The organism is Acutalibacter sp. LFL-21 (assembly GCF_025630755.1).
GTDB classification, from domain to species: domain Bacteria; phylum Bacillota; class Clostridia; order Oscillospirales; family Acutalibacteraceae; genus Acutalibacter; species Acutalibacter stercoravium.
In genome coordinates this window covers 121,947-139,640 of sequence record NZ_JAOTNT010000005.1, presented here as the reverse complement: position 1 = coordinate 139,640, position 17,694 = coordinate 121,947, and the positions used below count along the sequence as shown (strand labels likewise).

At 62.0% G+C, this 17,694-nt stretch carries 16 protein-coding genes; 4 read left to right on the top strand and 12 right to left on the bottom strand.

What is annotated here, in order from left to right; translation table 11 throughout:
- Positions 1–414: 414 nt before the first annotated feature.
- The 3 genes from ODJ80_RS07750 (at position 415) to ODJ80_RS07740 (ending at position 2,719) form a co-directional block, all read left to right on the top strand.
- Complete coding sequence (locus ODJ80_RS07750; protein WP_263041630.1) at positions 415–1,062, top strand: TetR/AcrR family transcriptional regulator; 648 nt, start codon at positions 415–417, stop codon at positions 1,060–1,062.
- Between the two features lie 77 nt (positions 1,063–1,139).
- The gene (locus ODJ80_RS07745) at positions 1,140–1,436 is read left to right on the top strand and encodes a hypothetical protein (RefSeq protein WP_263041629.1); all 297 of its coding nucleotides are present in this window, start codon (positions 1,140–1,142) and stop codon (positions 1,434–1,436) included.
- Entirely contained in the window at positions 1,433–2,719 is a 1,287-nt protein-coding gene (locus ODJ80_RS07740) for an MFS transporter (protein WP_263041628.1), read from the top strand. The genes ODJ80_RS07745 and ODJ80_RS07740 overlap by 4 nt, the downstream gene beginning before the upstream one ends.
- 10 nt (positions 2,720–2,729) lie before the next feature.
- On the opposite strand, the gene ODJ80_RS07735 is transcribed toward ODJ80_RS07740, so the two are convergent.
- The 5 genes from ODJ80_RS07735 to ODJ80_RS07715 form a co-directional block, all read right to left on the bottom strand.
- Positions 2,730–3,347, bottom strand: a complete 618-nt coding sequence (locus ODJ80_RS07735) for a flavodoxin family protein (RefSeq protein WP_263041627.1) — start codon at positions 3,345–3,347, stop codon at positions 2,730–2,732.
- Between the two features lie 235 nt (positions 3,348–3,582).
- Complete coding sequence (locus ODJ80_RS07730) at positions 3,583–4,932, bottom strand: sensor histidine kinase (RefSeq protein ID WP_263041626.1); 1,350 nt, start codon at positions 4,930–4,932, stop codon at positions 3,583–3,585.
- Positions 4,919–5,650, bottom strand: a complete 732-nt coding sequence (locus tag ODJ80_RS07725; protein WP_263041625.1) for a response regulator transcription factor — start codon at positions 5,648–5,650, stop codon at positions 4,919–4,921. Before ODJ80_RS07725 ends, ODJ80_RS07730 begins: the two co-directional genes overlap by 14 nt.
- 113 nt (positions 5,651–5,763) lie before the next feature.
- Entirely contained in the window at positions 5,764–6,219 is a 456-nt protein-coding gene (locus ODJ80_RS07720) for a hypothetical protein (RefSeq protein ID WP_263041624.1), read from the bottom strand.
- A gap of 247 nt (positions 6,220–6,466) precedes the next feature.
- On the bottom strand, positions 6,467–7,309 hold the full coding sequence (locus ODJ80_RS07715) for a DUF368 domain-containing protein (protein WP_263041623.1): 843 nt from the start codon (positions 7,307–7,309) through the stop codon (positions 6,467–6,469).
- A gap of 207 nt (positions 7,310–7,516) precedes the next feature.
- Here ODJ80_RS07715 and gluQRS point away from each other — a divergent pair, with 207 nt between their 5' ends.
- Positions 7,517–8,476, top strand: a complete 960-nt coding sequence (gene gluQRS / locus ODJ80_RS07710; protein WP_263041622.1) for a tRNA glutamyl-Q(34) synthetase GluQRS — start codon at positions 7,517–7,519, stop codon at positions 8,474–8,476.
- An 83-nt stretch (positions 8,477–8,559) separates the two neighbouring features.
- Here gluQRS and ODJ80_RS07705 read toward each other — a convergent pair whose 3' ends face one another.
- The 7 genes from ODJ80_RS07705 to ODJ80_RS07675 form a co-directional block, all read right to left on the bottom strand.
- On the bottom strand, positions 8,560–9,816 hold the full coding sequence (locus ODJ80_RS07705; RefSeq protein WP_263041621.1) for a competence/damage-inducible protein A: 1,257 nt from the start codon (positions 9,814–9,816) through the stop codon (positions 8,560–8,562).
- A gap of 112 nt (positions 9,817–9,928) precedes the next feature.
- On the bottom strand, positions 9,929–10,387 hold the full coding sequence (locus ODJ80_RS07700) for an RNHCP domain-containing protein (protein ID WP_178865087.1): 459 nt from the start codon (positions 10,385–10,387) through the stop codon (positions 9,929–9,931).
- 175 nt (positions 10,388–10,562) lie between these two features.
- Entirely contained in the window at positions 10,563–11,720 is a 1,158-nt protein-coding gene (gene thiI, locus ODJ80_RS07695) for a tRNA uracil 4-sulfurtransferase ThiI (RefSeq protein ID WP_317619883.1), read from the bottom strand.
- Between the two features lie 114 nt (positions 11,721–11,834).
- Positions 11,835–12,980, bottom strand: coding sequence for a cysteine desulfurase family protein (locus ODJ80_RS07690; RefSeq protein ID WP_263041619.1), 1,146 nt, complete (start codon positions 12,978–12,980; stop codon positions 11,835–11,837).
- A gap of 15 nt (positions 12,981–12,995) precedes the next feature.
- On the bottom strand, positions 12,996–13,997 hold the full coding sequence (locus tag ODJ80_RS07685; RefSeq protein ID WP_263041618.1) for a D-2-hydroxyacid dehydrogenase: 1,002 nt from the start codon (positions 13,995–13,997) through the stop codon (positions 12,996–12,998).
- 60 nt (positions 13,998–14,057) lie between these two features.
- Positions 14,058–15,971, bottom strand: a complete 1,914-nt coding sequence (locus ODJ80_RS07680) for an NAD(+) synthase (protein ID WP_263041617.1) — start codon at positions 15,969–15,971, stop codon at positions 14,058–14,060.
- A 120-nt stretch (positions 15,972–16,091) separates the two neighbouring features.
- On the bottom strand, positions 16,092–17,684 hold the full coding sequence (locus tag ODJ80_RS07675) for a VanW family protein (RefSeq protein ID WP_263041616.1): 1,593 nt from the start codon (positions 17,682–17,684) through the stop codon (positions 16,092–16,094).
- Positions 17,685–17,694: the final 10 nt, after the last annotated feature.

The following is a 17,694-nucleotide window of genomic DNA, read 5'->3' as shown; positions in this document are numbered from 1 at the left end:
ATTTTTTCTCGTTTCCGCCTCGGACAAGGCTCTGCCCCCTAACGCGGGGCGGGACGGCGCGCCTACTGGGGCTGGGCCCGTTCAGTTTGCAGCTTGAAAAGGGTTCTTCCCGGGGGCCCGCCGCGCGGCTTTCACCTGCCCGCGCTCTCTGGGGACGGGGTGCTCCCGGTACTTTTCTTTTCTCCAACGCTTTTCCCATTCCAATTTTTCAAGACAGAAAAAAGGCGCCTTTGAGCCTTGGCTCAAAGACGCCCTTGTCTTTATGCTGGCATTTTACACCAGGAAGTTCCCCTTGTCAAGCCCCTTTCTCCCCGGCAAGGGGACCGGGTGGAGAAAATTCCCCCTTGACAGGGACCCTTCCCTCTGGTACCATGAATACATACCAAGAGAATGTAAATAGGGAAGGGAGGACCCATGGCACGAAATAAATACCCCGAGGTCACCGAGGAGCGCATTTTAGAGGCGGCCCAGCGGCTCTTTCTGGAGAAGGGCTATGACAGGACCACCATCCAGGACATTGTGAATGAGCTGGGCGGGCTGACCAAGGGCGCGGTGTACCACCACTTTAAGTCTAAAGAGGAGATCTTGGACAAGGTGGGAGACCAGCTGTTCTTTCAAAACAACCCGTTCGAGGCGGTGAAGCAGCGAAAGGACCTGAACGGCCTGGAAAAGCTGCGGGAAGCCGTGCGGCTGAACCAGTCTGACACCTCCCGCACCCAGCTCACCATCCAAATGCTGCCCTTGCGCAAGAACCCCCACCTGCTGGTGGAGATGATCGACTCCAACCGGCGGGTGCTCACCCCCTATGTTTTGGAGCTTTTAGAGGAGGGCAACCGGGACGGCTCCCTTCACACGGAGTACCCCAAGGAGATCGCTGAGCTGCTGCCCCTGCTCACCAGCCTGTGGCTGATGCCCTCGGTGTTCCCCGCCACCAAGGCGGAGATGCGGCGGAAGTTCACCTTTCTGGGGGAGATGCTGGACCGCATGGGCGTGCCCCTGTTTGATGAGGGCATCCGGGCCCTTGTGGACCAATTTTTCGACCAGATCCCTGAAACGGAATAAAGCTGCCGGAAGGCAGTTTTATTTTACCAATATACATTCATACGGTTGGTATTAAAAATTCACAGGAGGTGCTTTCCTTGACAGAACGTGAACTGGACCAAAGGATCGAACAGTGGGCAGGCCAGTTGGAAGAGAGGCTTGAACGGGGCGCTGGCCGGTTTGAAAGGGGCCTCATCACCGCTTGGGAGGAAAGGCCCGCCTTCCGGCGGCTTTGCCGGGGGCTCTCCCTGGCGGCAGGCGCCGGCCTGCTGGGGGGCGCCTGCCACCTGCTGCACACAGGCCGCCGGGCGTGGGCCCTGTGGTGCGCCCTGGCCGGAACCGCAGCCATCCTGTGGGAGCTCGTCTCTCCCCTGCTTTTTAGGAGGAAGCCATGAAGGAAAAGCTCTTCACCCGGAATTTCACCCTATTGCTCGTGGGACAGGCCAGTTCCCTGCTGGGGAACAACACTCTGAAATTTGCCCTCTCCATGTTCGTACTGGAGGAAACCGGGTCCGCCACGGTTTTCGCCACGATTCTGGCACTGGCCATGGCGCCCACCATCCTTCTCTCCCCTTTGGGGGGCATCCTGGCAGACCGGGCCAACCGGAAGTCCATCATGGTGGCCCTGGACAGCCTCTCCGGGCTGGCGGTGCTGATGGCTTGCCTGCTGCTCTCCCTGGGAGACAGGGTGCTGGTGGTGGGAGCGCTGTTGGTGGCCCTCTCCATTTTGGGGGCCTTCGAATCCCCCACAGTGCAGGCCTGTGTGCCCCAGATGCTCTCTGGGGAACGGCTGCTCCAAGGCAACGCGGCTGTAAGCCAAATTCAGGCGGCCGCCTCTCTGGTCACCCCGTTTTTGGGCAGTGTGCTGTACACGGCCCTGGGAATCCAGCCCATCTTTCTGGGGGCAGTGGCCTGCTTTTTCCTCACCGCCCTGCTGGAGTGCTTTCTTCAGCTGGACTATAGACGTCCCAGCCGGCAGGCAGGGGTGGGTGCGGCGCTGCGGAAAGACCTCTCGGAAAGCATGGAGTTTCTCATCCGCCAGGAGCCAGGCATCTGCAAGCTGCTCCTGCTGGCCGCTTTGGTGAGCTTGTTCGTCTCCGGCGCCATGGTGGTGGGGTTTCCCTATCTGGTGCGGACGGTGCTGGACCTTTCGGCGGCGCTCTACGGCATCGCCGAAAGCGCCTTGGGGGTGGCAGCCGTTTTGGGCGGCGTTTGCGTGGGACTTCTGGGGGAGCGCCTCCGCCTGGGACGGCTGGCCGGGGTGTTTTCCGGGTTTGGCCTGTGCCTGCTCCCCTGCGGGCTGGCCTTCCTGCTGCCCTTGGGCGCCCTGGGGCGGTATGGGGTGCTGCTGGTATTTTTCTGCATTTGCCAGGCGGGGTGCAGCGTCTTCTCCACCTGTGCCATCTCCGCCATCCAGGCCCGGACGCCGGAGCGCCTGATGGGAAAGGTCATGTCCTTTGTGTTCACCCTGTCCCTGTGCGCCCAGCCCCTGGGCCAGCTGCTGTACGGCGTCCTGTTCGACACCTTCTCGCAGGCCCCCTGGTGTGTGCTGCTGCCCACAGGGCTGGCGGTATGGGCCGCAGGCATGCTGTCCCGGCGATTCTTCCGCAGGCTAGAACGCCAATGGGAGCGGCCAGGCCCTGCGCAAAATCCCCCACCCAAGGGCAGGGGATTTTAAAAAGGCGTGCTCACCGGATGAAATTGGTAAACTGAGCGGGCTCTCGCTGGGGCAGGCCATAGGCCTCCTTGCCCAGGGCAATGCTCTTTATCAAAAAGGCCATGTTCCGGGCTAAGGTGCGCATGGTCTGCAGCCCCTCCTCATCCTGCTGGGCCTCGCCCCGCTCCCGGCCGTGGACGGAATTCCAGTATTGGCTGGAGGCCACCGGCATGCCGCTGATCGTAAAATACTTGTTCAGCTCATCAAAGGCGGCGGAAAGGCCGCCCCGGCGGGCCACCACCACACTGGCCCCCACCTTCATGCTCTTGTCAAAGGGCGTGCTGTAAAACAGGCGGTCCAAAAAGGAGACCAGCGTGCCGTTGGCAGAGGCGTAATAGACCGGGCTTGCCACTACCAGGCCATCCGCTTGCTGCAGCTTGGGGGCTGTCTCGTTGACCAGGTCATCAAAGGCGCACTTTCCCGTTTTGCCGCAGGAGTTGCAGGCGATACATCCACGGATATCCTGCGTCCCCAGGGAAACCTTTTCCACCTGGATCCCCTCCTGCTGGAACACCTTCTCCATCTCTGCCAGGGCCAGGCTGGTGTTGCCATCCCGCCGGGGACTGCCGTTGACCATCAAGACCTTCATCTATCTCATCCTTTCTTTTTTCCTTTAGTATACTCCTCCCTGCGCCAAAAGGGAAGGGAGGAATCCCGCCCGCGCCATTGGCGCCGTACGCCCCGGCATCGGGAGGGGTTCCCCCTGGGGGGAGGGGGGAGGGGGGAGGGGGAGAACCTTTCCCATCCCTGCACAGAGCCCCGCGCCTCACAAGAGAGGTGCGGGGCTCATTCTTCCAAAGGGCCTTCATCCGCCCTTGCGGAATTTATGCATTCTCCTTTTTCTCGTGGGACAGGGGGAATTCCAAGGTGATTTGAAAGGCCGTGGCCGTCTGCTCCACCTGGATGGAGCCGCCCATCCGCTCCATCATGGAGCGGATGCTGGAAAGCCCCACACCGGTGCCCTGCCCGGCAAGCTCCCCGCCGCCTTTCCGGTTCCGAAAGCGCAGGAAGAACCAGGGGCCCTCCGTCCCCGCTTGGACCTGAACGGGGAACCTTCTGTCCGCGTACTTCAAAATATTGGAGGAGATATTGTCCACCAGCCTGCGGATATAGGGGATGTGCACCGCAATCTGCGCCTCTCCAAAGTCCAGGGCCAGCTCGTAGGTGTAGCCGCATTGGGAGAAGTAGGTGAGGGCCTCGTGAAGGGCTTCGCCCAGCACCTCCTGGGCGGGAAGGGGCTCTTGCAGCTCCACCGGGCGGTTTTGGGCCGCCAGGGAGTACTCCAGGATATTCTCTGCCAGCTGCTTGATCTGCTGGGCCTTTTCATCCACCCTGTCCAGATAGGCGTGCAGCTGTTCCTCCCCCTGGTATTTTCCGTACCGCAGGATCTCTGTATAGAGCAGCAGCGTGGTCAGGGGGGTGCGCAGGTCATGGGACATCTCAGAAATCAGCGCCTGGTTGGCGGCATAGGTTTGGGCCTCCCGCTCCTGCTGGGCCCGGAAGGCCACCCGCATGGCGTCCAGGCACTCTGCCAGGGCGGTCAAATCGTTGCCGCCCCGCACAGTGATGGCGCGATCCAGGTCTCCGGACTCCATGGCCTGAATCTCTTGGCTGAGCTGCCGGATATACCGGGCTGTCCTTTGAAAGGCCACCAAAAAACCGGTCAGGAACAGCGCCGCGCAAAAAATAATCTCTACAATAGTGGCGTAGGTGGAATATTGGAAAAGCTCGTTGCTGTAAAGGACAACCTGCGCCTCCCCATCCGCGAACTCTACCGTGTAATAGGAGATCCAGTCATAATAGGGCGCCTCCTCTAATTCTGTGGCTGTCCAGGTGTCTCCTGCGGACTCCACACTATAAGAGGGTGAGGAGGAATAGACCAGCACACTGTCCCGGTAGACCTCCATCAGGGTCAGGGGCTTGCCCCTGATCCATTGGGTGAGCGCCTGGGCATCGCTGGTGGAAACCTGGTTTTCCGTCACATATTCCTGCAGATTGCTGACCCGCTGCTGCGTGGCCTGCTCCAGTACATCGGAAGAGAGCAGGTAGCTTTCCAAGGCGGCGCCCACACCTTTGTTCAGGGCGAAAAACAGGCTGCCGCACAGAACCCCCAGCGCCACCAGCAAAATGGAAAACTCTGCCAGAATACTGCGGCGCTTCTTATTTTGGCCCATAACTGCTCTCCCATCCAAACCGGTAGCCCTTTCCCCACACCGTGCGGATGTAAACGGGGTTCTGGGGGTTTTCCTCAATTTTCGTGCGCAGCTTTCGGATATGCACCATTACCGTGCCGTTGGAAATGGGAAAGTAGGGCTCGTTCCAAATGCTCTCGTAAATTGCCTGGGCGGAAAAGGTCCACTGGGGCTTCTGCATCAGCAGCCGCAAGATCTGGTACTCGATCTCGGTCAAATCCCGCTCCTCGCCCTTTACCCACACCTGGTTGTGGTCCAGGGCGATGGTGACCCCGCAAACTGAGAGGGTGTCGTTTTCATAGGTGGCGCCGGGCTGCCCTTTGCCCTGGTACACGCAGTAGCGCCGCAGCAGGGCCTTCACCCGGGCGATGAGCTCCGCGTAGGAAAAGGGCTTTACCAGGTAATCGTCCCCGCCGGCGGTCAGGCCGATCAGCTTGTCCGACTCCTGCGCTTTGGCGGTCAAAAACAGGATGGGGACGGTGCTGGTCTTTCGGATCTCTTCGCACACCCGCAGGCCGGAGATCCCCGGCATCATCACATCTAAAATGACCAGATCCACCTGGGGGCTCATCTTGCGCAGGGCCTGCTCTCCGTTTTCCGCCTCTAAGATGGTGTAGCTTTCGCCAGAGAGGAGAATCCGGATACCCTCCCGGATCTCTGCCTCATCCTCCACAATGAGGATTGTCTGCTGCTTCTTCATGGCTGCTCCTTTCTCAAACGGGGATACGCTTCGGGGAAAGAGGAGCGCCCTTCGCCGGGAAAGCGAAAGGCGCTAAAGGGGAAACAGGAGCCTCTCAGGCGGAAGAAAAGCAATCAGCTCCCTTTTTTGCTGGAGGAAGACTGGCTTTGCTGGCTGGAAGTGCTGCTCTTGCTGGACTCGTTCTTGCTGGAGCCGCTCTTCTTGGAGCCCCGCTTGCCGGAATCCTCTTTGGCAGAGCTGCCGCTCTGGCTGGAGGCGCCGCTCTGATTGGACTCCAGTTTGCTGGAGCTGCTGCTTTGGCCGGCATCCGCCTTGCTGGACCCCTTCTTGTTGGAGTCCTTCTTGCTGGAACTCTTTTTGCTGGAGTTCTTCTTGCTGGAGCTCTTTTTGCTGGAATCCTTCTTGCTCTTAGAGGAGGCACTCTGGCTCTGGCTTTGAGAGGGCTTTCCTGTGCCGCTGCCCGCCTTTTTGCTGCCGCCACAGCCAGCCAGCATGGAAAAGGAGAGCAATACCGCCATAAGGAGCGCGCCGATCCGTATCCGATTGTTTTTGAACTTACGTCCTGTCATAAAGAACACATCCTTGCTTTGAAATTTGCCGTTGGGAATTCCGTTTCCCTTTGACAAGGACTATTCTAGCAGGCAGTTCTTAAGCTGACAGGGCCTTCGCGCTTAAAGTACTTTAACAGTTCTTAAAATATATTAAGGGCGTTCTCTTCCTGCATTGTAATAGGAAGCCGGGCAGAAGTCAAGGGCTAGATGGCGGCAAAGAAGGGGCCCTCCGGCTATGCCGGGGGACCCCTTCAAGAACGGCCGGTTAAGCCTCTTTGGGTACGCTCTGGTTGAACTTATCCAGCGCCAGGGCAGCCGCCACACCCACTGCCAGGCAGACGATGTTGGCCACCGCCGGACCCACCCCCTGGGCAAAGCTCCCAAAGGGGATGATGACGAGGGTCGCCGCGATGACGATGCCCACAATGGCGTGGAAAGCATAACTGTAGAAATGGGTGAACAGCGCGTTGATAGCCTTGGCCAGGCACACAATGGTGACCAAAGCCCCGATGCCCGCCGGGGCCAGAACCCCCAGGTCCAGGTTGCCGATGCCGTCCACCAGGGGGGTGTACAAGCCCAGGGGCATCAGCAGGGTGGAGAAGCTCATCCCAGGGGCGATGATGGAAAGCGCCATGCAGAACCCGCAGAACAGGTACCACCCAAAGCTGGGGGCAATGCTCACCGAAAGCACGTTTAAGGAGAGCAGCAGCGCCAGCACCACCGCAAAGGCCGCCACCAGGCTCACCCAGCTGCCCCGGGTGCGGCCCTGCTCCCCGGCCTCCCGGAAGAGGGAGGGCAGCATGCCGCCAATCAGCCCCACAAACAGGCACACGCTTTGGTCGGGGTATTTCTCCAGGAAGAAAGCCAGCACCTTGGCCACCCCCAAAAAGCCCAGCGCCGCCCCCACAATGACCGGCAGCAGCCGGGGCACATGGGTTTTAAATTTTTTAACAGGGCTGGAGAGCAGCTCCATTACGGGCTTGTAGATGCCGAACACCACGCAGAGCACCCCGCCGGAGATTCCCGGCAGCACGGCGCCCACGCCAATGAGCATTCCCTGCAGCACCCGCAGCACCAAGCGCAACACGCCTGTATTCTTTTCTTTCATAAAAGGTCCCCTTTCTGCCTCAAAAGGTTCGCGGCGGTCTGCCGCGTATTTGTTTATTATAATCCAGAACCCTTGGGAGTTCAATCAAAAAAAGCGGCCGCCGGGCCCTCTGTTAGAAAACTGTAAGGATTTTCCCGCCCTGGGTTGCATCTCCGCTGCCAGGACGTTATAATCGTACTAGCTTTATGCGGGAAGGGAGGCTCTCTTATGGCACGGCCCGTGGGGCGCTTTGCCCCTACGCCCAGCGGCTATCTGCACCTGGGCAATCTGTTCTGTTCCCTCATTGCTTGGCTGGCGGCCAAATCCCGGGGAGGGGAGATAATCCTGCGCAACGAGGACCTGGATGTGGAGCGCTCCCGGAAGGAGTATGCCCTGCAAGCCCAGCGGGACCTGGACGCTTTAGGGCTTTTCTGGGACCAGGGCGGGGACAAGGGCGGCCCCCACTCCCCTTACGGCCAGAGCCAGCGCTTTGACTTTTACCGCGTCCAGCTGGAAAAGCTGGAGGCACAGGGCCGGGTGTACCCCTGCTTCTGCAGCCGGGCCCAGCTCCACGCGGCCAGCGCGCCCCACGCTTCGGACGGGGAACTGCTGTACAATGGGGCCTGCCGGAACCTGACCCCAGAGCAGGTGGCGGAGAAACGCCGCACCCGCTCCCCGGCGCTGCGGCTGCGGGTGCCGGAGGAAACCATCGCCTTTACGGACCTCCATTACGGCCCCCAGGCCCAGCACCTGCCCACTGGCTGCGGGGACTTCATCCTGCGGCGCAGCGACGGCGTGTACGCCTATCAGCTGGCGGTGGTGGCTGACGACGGCGCTATGGGCGTCACCCAGGTGGTGCGGGGCAGGGATCTGCTCTCCTCCACCCCCCGGCAGATCTTGCTGTACCGGCTGCTGGGCTATCCCGTGCCGGAGTTTGGCCACACGCCCCTGCTGCTGGCCGGCGACGGCCGGCGGCTCTCCAAGCGGGACGGGGACCAGAGCCTCTCTGGCATCCTTTCCCGGGGCTACTCCCCCCGGGACGTGGTGGGGGGCCTGGCCTATCTGGGGGGCCTGCTGCCAGAGCCTGCCCCCGCCTGGCCAGAGGAGCTGCTTCCCCTCTTCTCCTGGGAAAAGCTGCCCCGGGGGGACATCTCCCTGCCGGGGTCTCTCTTCTCCGGCAGCCGCTAAAGAAACACGCAAAAAAGGACACCCAAGGCATTGGCTTGGATGTCCTTTTCCATTTCTGCAATCCGGCCGGACTGGGCGGCCTTTCAGTAGTCCGCCTCCACGGGCAGGCCCTCTAGATAGCGCCGGACCATATCCAAAGCCTGGCTGGCGGCGCAGTGGCGGTGCCACTCCCGGCTTTTGGTGCGGCCGATGGGGCTGCGTTTGGTCACCCAGGTGCGCTCCCCATCGGAGAGGGCAATATAGATCAGCCCCACAGGCTTTTCGGCGGTGCCGCCCTCGGGGCCCGCAATGCCCGTGATGCCCACGCCCAGGCTGCTGCCGGAGCGGCGCACGATGCCCTCGGCCATCTCCCGGGCCGTCTGCTCGCTGACAGCGCCGTACTGGGCCAGGGTCTCATGGGAGACAGAGAGCAGGTCCTCCTTGGCCTGGTTGGCGTAGGTGACGCAGCCCATGTGGAACACCTCCGAGGCGCCGGACACATCCGTCAGCCGCTTGGACAGCAGGCCGCCGGTGCAGCTCTCGGCGGTGGCCAGAGTCTTGCCCTGGGCTTTCAGCTCAGAGACCACCAGCTCCTCCAGGGATTCGGTATCCACGCTGTAGACGAAATCCCCCACCCGGCGCTTGATCTCCTCAATGAGGGGCTGGCACAATGCGTCGGCCTCCTCTGCGGTGTGGGCCTTGGCGGTGACCCGCATGTAGCACTCGCCCTCCTTGGCGTAGGGGGCCAGGGTGGGGTTCTGGCCGTCCATCAGGTCATCCAACATCTGGGCCACGGGGGCCTCTCCCCGGCCAAAGATGTGCACGTTGTGGGAGACGATGACGTACTCCTGCCCCTGCTTCAGGTAGGGCACCACATAGTTGCGGAGCATGGGGGTCAGCTCGCTGGGAGGGCCGGGCAGCATGATGACCAGGCACCCGCTCTGGGCCTGGAAGGCGCAGCCGGGGGCCGTGCCGTTGTCGTTTTGGAACACATGGCAGCCCTCAGGCAGCCAGGCCTGTTTCTCCTGGTTCTCGCTGACGTGCTTTTCATTGAAGTAATTCTGAATGCGTTCCAGGCTGGGCTGGTGGAGTGCCAATTTTTTCCCGGCGCAGGCGGCGGTGGTCTCCTTGGTCAAGTCGTCGGTGGTGGGCCCCAGGCCCCCTGTCATAATGAGCAGGCCGCTGCGGGAAAGGGCGGTGTTCACCGCGTGACGCAGGCGCTCCACGTTGTCGCCCACCACGGCGGAATACAGCAGGTCGATGCCCAGGGCGGAAAGCTCCTGGGCCACGATGGCGGTGTCCAAATTGACCACCTGGCCCAGCAGCAGCTCGGTGCCCACAGAGATAATTTCAGCGTTCATCTATGTTTCCTCCTTTACAAGCTGGTATATGCTCCCAAGGGGCTTCTCCGCCCCTTGCGGCCGAAAGCCCCAAAAACAGGGGAGCCCCCGCGAGCTCCCCCTTTTTCTTATGTCATCCATCCCCCCTTCCTGCTTGGGTTTCCCAGACGGAAAGGTCGCCCTGGCCGCCCATGCGGTCGGTCATCTCCTGAAGGTACTCCAGAGGAAAGGGCGGGCTGCCCAGGGGCTTCATGGCAATGCTCATCAGCTTCATGGGGTTGTCATCCGCCGCCGCACGGTTGGAGGAAAGGGCCCCGCACCGGCGGCACCGGTGGATGATGGCCCACTCTCCCCCTTTGCGCACCCACACGGCCACGGGCTCCATAATGCCGCCGCAGTCAGACGCCCGGTCCCCGGGCTCGATGTCCACATGCAGGCTGGAAAGGCAGTTGGGGCAGTGGTTGCGGTGATCGCTTCCAGCGCCGCCGGGGGTCACCAGGCGGCCGCACACCTTGCAGGTGAAGCTCTCCTGGCAGGGATGGTTCTTGTAATATCCTTTTTCGTACTTCTTTCGTTTGTTCTCTCGGTTCACGTTCTTTGTCCTCCTAAAGATGAAAAAGTTTCATCCTATGGGAGGCGCGGTCGTGGATATTTGCGCCGCTGACCTCCCGGTCAGCCCACAAGAGCACAACACTTCTTCAAACTGCATTCTCCTTTGCAAGAAAAATTATGGAAACGGGTCAGGCCCGTTGTTCCCAACTCTCCCTTTACTGGGGATAGACCCATTCGGTCTCCATCTGGGCCAGGGCCTCTTCCAGAAGGGCCTCTCCATCGATGGCCTGTTCCCCCTCCTCCACAAAGTGCAGGATGGGCTTGGTGCGGGGATGCTTGGGCGTAAAAATGGTGCAGCAGTCCTCGTAGGGCTCGATGGAGATATCGTAGGTTCCAATTTGATAGGCCACCTTCACGATCTCGGACTTGTCCGCCCCAATAAGGGGCCGGAACACTGGCATGGTAGCCACGGCGTCGGTGCAGGCAATGGCCTGGATGGTCTGGCTGGCCACCTGGCCCAGGCTTTCGCCTGTGACAAGTGCCGAGCACCCCTCCTCTTGGGCCACCCGCTGGGCGCCCCGCAGCATATACCGCCGCAGGATGACCGTAGAAAGCTCCTGAGGGCATTTATCCCGAATCTCCTCCTGCAGGCGGGTCAGGTTTACCGTGACAAACCGGATGCGCCCGGCGTATTCCGCCACCTTCCGCAGAAGCCGCCGCACTTTTTCCCGTGCCAGCTCGCTGGTGTAGGGGGGGCTGGCAAAGTGAACCGCCGTAAGCTCTACCCCCCGCTTGGCCATCATCCAGGCGGCTACAGGGCTGTCCAGCCCTCCGCTGATGAGCACAGCCGCCTTGCCGCCGGTGCCCACGGGGATTCCCCCAGCGCCGGGCCGGGTGTCCCCGTGGACAAACGCGTAACGCTCCCGCACCTCCACGCGGACAATCACATCGGGATGATGCACGTTTACCCGCAAATTGGGAAACTGCTCCAGCAGGTGGTGGCCCACCTCAGCGGAGACCTCTGGCGATTTGTAGGGAAACTGCTTGTCGCTGCGCTTACACTCCACCTTAAAGGTAGAAGCGGTTTCCAGCTCTTCGGACAAGTACTCCCCCGCCCGCTGGCAGATGGCAGCGAGATCTTTTTCGCACACACCCGCCCGGGCATAGCCCACCACACCGAACACCTTGGAAACGCGCTCTTCCGCCAGGTCCAGGTCGGCGGCGGAATCCTTGGGCTCCACATAGATGGTGGACTGCCGGGAGGATACGGAAAAGTCTCCGGCATCCTGCAAGCGGCGGCGGATATTTTTCAAGAGAACATCCTCAAAGGCTTTGCGGTTCAGGCCCTTTAAGGCGATCTCACCCAATTTCAATAAAATGACTTCTTGTGGCATAACACACTCCAAAAACAAAAAAGATAAGCCGCAAGGCGAAGCGAGAGCAAAGGCCGGGGCGGGCCCGCAGGGATAAAGCCCTTCCAAGGCGCGTTACGCGCCCCGGGCCAAAGTCTCCAACCCCTGCTTGACCCCCTCTGCCAGGGCCTCCACATCCTCCTCTGTACTAAAGCGGGAAAAGCTCGCCCGCAGGGCGCTCTGCACCTGCGCTCCCGGCAGGCCCATGGCCTCTAGCACATGGCTGGGCTTAGCCCTTCCACAGGCGGACCCAGAGCTCACATACACGCCCCGCTGGGCCAAAAAATGCAGCATGGTCTCCCCCCGCACAGTCCCTGCGGAGAAATTCAAAACATAGGGCAGGGCGTCCTCCGGGGAGTGGAACACCACCCCCGGCAGCTGGGAAAGCCGCTCCCGCAGCAGGCGGTTCAGGGCACCCACATGCTCCAGGGCCTCCTGGGGGTCCGGCAGCAGGCGCACAGCCTCGCCCAACGCGCAGGCCAGCGGCACGCTCTCCGTGCCGGAGCGCAGGCCCCTCTCCTGGCCGCCGCCCAGCGTCCTGGGCAGGATGCGTATGTCCCGTTTGATGTACAGTGCCCCCACACCCTTGGGCGCGTGGAGCTTGTGCCCCGAAAGGGTCAACAGGTCGGCACCCAATCGCTTCACGGTGAAGGGCAGCTTGCCAAAACCCTGGACTGCGTCCACATGGAGCAGGGCAGGGGCTTTTTTCCGGCGGATGGCTCGGGCGGCGGCTTCCACCGGGAAGATGGCCCCGGTCTCATTGTTCACCAGCATCACGCTGACCAGGATGGTGTTCCCGTCGATGGCCTCTGCCAGCGCCTCTTCCGGCAGCTTTCCAGAAGGGTCCGGTTTACAGTACACCACTTCAAACCCCTGTTTCTCCAGCTCCCGGCAGGGGTTCAGCACAGAGTCGTGCTCCGCCGCGGTGGTGACGATCTTATTCCCCAAGCGCCTGCGGGCCTGGACCGCGCCGAAAATGGCCAAATTGTTGGATTCTGTGCCGCCGCTGGTAAAGACGACCTCCTCGGGCTGGGCGCCCAGTCGCCGGGCCACCAGGGCACGGGCTTCCTCCAGCTGCTTTCGCGCCTGAAAGCCCTTGGTGTGCAGGGAGGAGGGGTTGCCGTACTCCTGCACCATCAGCTCCAGGGCCTTTTCCGCCACGGGGCGCAGCACCTGGGTGGTGGCGCTGTTGTCCAGATAATGTTCCATCTGCGCTTCCATAAAGCTGTCCTCTTTTCAGGTCAGTTTCCGGTAGCCGGTGGAAAAGTCCACCTGGTTTTTCAGCGGCTCTCCCGCCTGAAAGCGCTTCAAGTTCTCCACCATGATATCCACAATGCGCTCGTGGGTTTCCTTGAGGTGGTAGAACCCGGAGACATGGGGGGTGACCACCGCCGTAGGAAGGCGCCAAAGCCGGTGCTCCGGGGGCAGGGGCTCCGGGTCGGTGACATCCACCCCAGCCCCGCCCAGGCGGCCGCTCTCCAAAGCGTCGCACAGGGCCTCCGTATCTACAATGGTGCCCCGGCCCACGTTCAGAAGCACAGCCCCCTCCTTCATCCGGGCAATGCGCTCCCGGCTTAAAAGCCCAGCGGTGGCCTGGGTGCCCGGCAGGGTAACGGCCACCACGTCGGCCCGGGGCAGCAGGCTGTCCAAATCCTCCAGCGTGTGAACCTCATCGGCATAGTCCGGGCACGCCCGGGGGCTGCGCCGCACGCCGATGACTTTGGCACCCAGGGCCTTGCAGCGCTTGCCGAACTCGCCGCCAATATCGCCCATGCCCAGCACCAGCACGGTGGCGCCGTACACGGCCCGCACCTGCCCCAGGGACTGCCAAGCGCCCTGCTTTTGGGCATCGCGGTAGAGCTCCAGCTTTTTAAAGAGCTCTAGCAGCATGCCCAGCAGGTGTTCGGCAATGGCCAGGCCATAGGCGCCGGTGGCGTTGGTAAGCAGAGTAGTTTTCCCCAGCACGCCAGGCTGGAGGTAGGGCTCCACACCGGCAGAGTTGGTTTGCAGCCACAAAAGCTCTGAAGAGCCAGAGAGCATCTGGGCAGGCACATTGCCCAGAATAACCTGGGCCCAGGCTACGTCCTCCCGGGTGACAGGGGGGCGCTCCAGGTCGGTGCCGGAAAAGAGCCGGTCCGAGCCCCGGAAACGGAATTCCCAGCCAGGGGCGGACTGTTTCAAGCGGTCCACATGGGATTCCTCCACCGGGAGGGTGACCAGTACGCGTTTGGGTTCCATAGTTAACACCTCATTTATCAAATGCTGGGAAGGGCGTTTTGGACGCCTCCCAAGGCTTTTTTACAGATCTTGCAGTTCCCGCTCCCAAACCCGCCAGCTGGCGTCGGAGGGCATGCGCCAATCCCCCCTGGGAGAGAGGGTCACCGAGCCCACCTTGGGGCCGTCCGGCAGGCAGCTGCGCTTGAACTGCTGGGTGAAGAAGCGCCGGTAAAAGGCGGTGAGCCACCGCTTTACCGTGGCGCCGTCGTACTCTCCGGCAAAGGCGCGGCAGGCCATGCGGTAGATCTTCCCCGGCCCAAAGCCGAACCGCAGCATGTAGTACAGGAAGAAATCGTGGAGCTCGTAGGGCCCCACCAGCTCCTCCGTCTTTTGGGCGATCTCCCCATCCTTGGGGGGCAGCAGCTCCGGGGAAACGGGGGTGTCCAGCACGTCCAGCAAAGCCGCCTGAAGCCGGGGCTCGCTGTGGTCGGCCACATAGCTCACCAGGTGGCGCACCAGGGTCTTGGGAATGGAGGCGTTGACCCCATACATGGACATGTGGTCCCCGTTGTAGGTGGCCCAGCCCAAAGCCAGCTCCGACAAGTCCCCGGTGCCGATGACAATGCCCCCCAGCCGGTTGGCAATGTCCATCAGCACCTGGGTGCGCTCCCGCGCCTGGGAGTTCTCGTAGGTCACGTCCAGAGAGGTCTCTTCCTGGCCGATATCCAAAAAGTGCTGGCGCACCGCCCGCTCGATGGACACCTCCCGGAAGTCCACCCCCAGCTCCTCCGCGATGCGCTGGGCATTGGACTTGGTGCGGCTGGTGGTGCCAAAGCAGGGCATGGACACGGCGTGGATGCCCCTGCGGTCCAAGCCCAGCCGGTCGAAGGCTCGGGCCGTCACCAGCAGGGCCAGGGTGGAATCCAGCCCGCCGGAAAGGCCCACCACCGCCGTCTTGCAATGGATGTGCTCCAGCCGGGTGGCCAGGCCCACGCTCTGCATGGTCAAGATTCGCTGGCACCGGTCGGAAAGGCCCACCGCGTCCTGGGGGACAAAGGGGGTGCGGGCAAAGTCCCGCTGGGGAACAAAGGCCGCCAAGGTCCCCTCCTCATAGCGGAAGGGGACGCGCACCACGTCCTGGTCAAAGGCAGGCTGCCAGGTGTTCATCCGGCGGCGCTCCTGGGAGAGGCGCTCCAGGTCCACCTCGGCGGAGATGAGCCCTGTGGTGAAAAGCTGGCTCTCCTCCAGCAGGGAGCCGTTCTCCGCAATCAGATCGTGCCCGGCAAAGACCATATCCGTAGTGGACTCGCCCAGGCCGCTGTCCGTATACACATAGGCGCACAGCAGCCGCCCAGAGTGCTGGCGCACCAGCTCCCGGCGGTACTCCGCCTTGCCGATGGTCTCATCCGAGCAGGAGGGGTTCAGCACCAGCGTAGCCCCGTTACAAGCCAGACTCACGCTGGGGGGAAGGGGGCTCCATAGGTCCTCACAGATCTCCACCCCCACCTTCAGGCCGGGCACATTCTCGCAGCAAAACAGCAGGCCCTTTCCCAGCCAAACCCGCTGCCCGGCAAAATCCACTTGCACCGCCTTTGGGGCAGGGGTGAAGTGCCGGGCCTCGTAAAATTCAGAGTAATTGGGAATGCGCGCCTTGGCAGGCAAGCCCAGCAGCTTCCCCTTGTGGAATACGGCCGCGCAGTTGTACAGGGCTCCCTCCCAGGGCACGGGCAGGCCCACCGCGCAGAGGATATCCAGGTTCTGTGTCTCCTCCATCAGGCGGGCAAGGCCCCTCTCTGCCGCGGAGAGCAGGGCCTCATCCCGGAACAGGTCCCCGCAGGTATAGGCGGTCAGGGCCAGCTCAGGAAAACACACAGCCCCGCAGCCGTCTGCCGCTGCCTGCTGGACCAGCTCCTCAATCCGTTCCAGATTCTCTTCCACGTCCGCTACAGAGACAGCAGGGGTGGCGGCGGCAACACGGAAAAATCCATCTTTCACAAGCGATCATCCTTTCTAGCTCATCCAAATCCCTTTCGGGGCAGAAGGTGTCCCACTCCTGAGGCGGGACCGGCAAATCCCCAGCGCCCGGTACAGGCGCTGGGGACCTTAGGCGCACGGTTACACGGTCCCCTCCGGGGCGGGAGGCTCCGTGGCAGGAACCTCCGGAGAGGGCGTGGAGGGTGCCGGCGTGGGAGTGGCCGGCACCGGAGTAGGCGTAACAGGTACCGGCGTAGGAGTGGCCGGCTCCGGGGCGGGAGTATCCGGCGCAGGGGTGGCCGGCGTGGGGGTAGAGGGCGCCGCGGTGGGGCTGGGCGTAGGCGTGGCGCTGGCCTCTGCGGTGCTGCCAGATTCCTTCGAGGTATCCACCTTATCCGTATCCGTGCCGGGGCCTAAGGCGTAAACCTTGCCCGTGGCGGGGTACTCCGAGGGGGAAAGCTCCTCGCTCTTCACCAGGGTCTCCCCCTTGTAATAGCTGCGGTAAGCCCGGGCGGTGTAGCCTGTGTTGCCCGAGGACCGGCGCACATACTGGCCAGAGGCCAAGCTGCTGTCCTCCCGGAAGGTGACGGTATCCAGCGGCCCCCATGTGCCGGTCTGCTCAGAGGTGACCGCCACGCTGTCCCACTCCTCGGGGAAGCAGCCGAAGAACTCCACATACAGGGTGGTGCCGTCCATCCAAGCGCTGACATAAACAGGGGTTTCCAGGGGGTTGCTGAAGCGGAAATCCAAGTTGCCGTAGTCCACCGTGGCATCCAGCCCGATGGGGCAGTAGCTGGAGGGCATGGAGTGGTTGTACCGCTCCACAATTTCCATGCCAGCCTTCAAAGCGGCAATATACAGCGTGGAAGAGCCCTGGCAGATGCCGCCTCCATACATTTGGACAATCACGCCTCCGGAGATGCCCCCCGCCGGCAGCCACCCGTTGTTGGGATCGGTGCTGTCTCCCAGTGTGGTGTTGTAAGAGAAAACCTGGCCCGGCTCCAGAATGGTGCCATTGACCTTGGAAAGGGCCAGGGCCATGTTGCTGTTTCCGTTGGCCGTGTTGGTGGAAACCGTGCTGTAGCTGGAAAGCCTGGTAAAATGCTCCTGCAAATAGGCTTTCGTCAGGGTTGGCTCCGTCTCAATAAAAGCGGCTTGAATATCCCCGCCCCGCTTTTGGGAGAGCAGCTGGCGCACGCTTTCCAGTGTCTTCACCAGGTCCACCTGGCTGCCCTTCTGCTCATCCGAGAAGGTGAAGCCGTTCTCGTCCCGGCCGGTAACTGTGGCGTTTTTGGCCTGGGTCACGCAATCCTGGGCGGCGGAGAGCACCTTCTGCTCCCCCGCCTCTGAAAGGTCCACCACATAGTTCAGGGGGGAATCCTCCGCCTGGCGGGACTCCAGCAGCTTGGGCAAGGTCAGCTCCAACAGGTCTTGAGAGGCGAAATCCTCCCCAGAGAGGACAATGGTGTCATCCCGGAATTTCACGGTGATCTCCAGCCCGTCCACAGCTTCCTGCACGGCGGAGCGGGCAATCTCCAGGGCCTCTTCCACGGTTTTCCCGGCAATGCTTTTCCCACCGATGCTGGCCCCCTCTGGGAAGAGGCTCAAATCCTCCTGCTGTTCTACCATGGAGGAGCTCTCCTCCGGCTGGTTGGAACAGGCGCAAAGCCCGCCCAGCAAAAGCAGCGCCGCGGCCGCCGCCGCAAAGCGCGTCCACAATTTTCTGTAGTCCATCTCACCCATC

Excerpts from the sequence above, each read along its gene's own strand:
- ODJ80_RS07750 (WP_263041630.1), top strand. The coding sequence starts at position 415 with ATGGCACGAAATAAATACCCCGAGGTCACCGAGGAGCGCATTTTAGAG.
- ODJ80_RS07740 (WP_263041628.1), top strand. The coding sequence starts at position 1,433 with ATGAAGGAAAAGCTCTTCACCCGGAATTTCACCCTATTGCTCGTGGGA.
- ODJ80_RS07735 (WP_263041627.1), bottom strand. The coding sequence starts at position 3,347 with ATGAAGGTCTTGATGGTCAACGGCAGTCCCCGGCGGGATGGCAACACC.
- ODJ80_RS07730 (WP_263041626.1), bottom strand. The coding sequence starts at position 4,932 with ATGGGCCAAAATAAGAAGCGCCGCAGTATTCTGGCAGAGTTTTCCATT.
- ODJ80_RS07725 (WP_263041625.1), bottom strand. The coding sequence starts at position 5,650 with ATGAAGAAGCAGCAGACAATCCTCATTGTGGAGGATGAGGCAGAGATC.
- ODJ80_RS07720 (WP_263041624.1), bottom strand. The coding sequence starts at position 6,219 with ATGACAGGACGTAAGTTCAAAAACAATCGGATACGGATCGGCGCGCTC.
- ODJ80_RS07715 (WP_263041623.1), bottom strand. The coding sequence starts at position 7,309 with ATGAAAGAAAAGAATACAGGCGTGTTGCGCTTGGTGCTGCGGGTGCTG.
- gluQRS (WP_263041622.1), top strand. The coding sequence starts at position 7,517 with ATGGCACGGCCCGTGGGGCGCTTTGCCCCTACGCCCAGCGGCTATCTG.
- ODJ80_RS07705 (WP_263041621.1), bottom strand. The coding sequence starts at position 9,816 with ATGAACGCTGAAATTATCTCTGTGGGCACCGAGCTGCTGCTGGGCCAG.
- ODJ80_RS07690 (WP_263041619.1), bottom strand. The coding sequence starts at position 12,980 with ATGGAAGCGCAGATGGAACATTATCTGGACAACAGCGCCACCACCCAG.
- ODJ80_RS07685 (WP_263041618.1), bottom strand. The coding sequence starts at position 13,997 with ATGGAACCCAAACGCGTACTGGTCACCCTCCCGGTGGAGGAATCCCAT.
- ODJ80_RS07675 (WP_263041616.1), bottom strand. The coding sequence starts at position 17,684 with ATGGACTACAGAAAATTGTGGACGCGCTTTGCGGCGGCGGCCGCGGCG.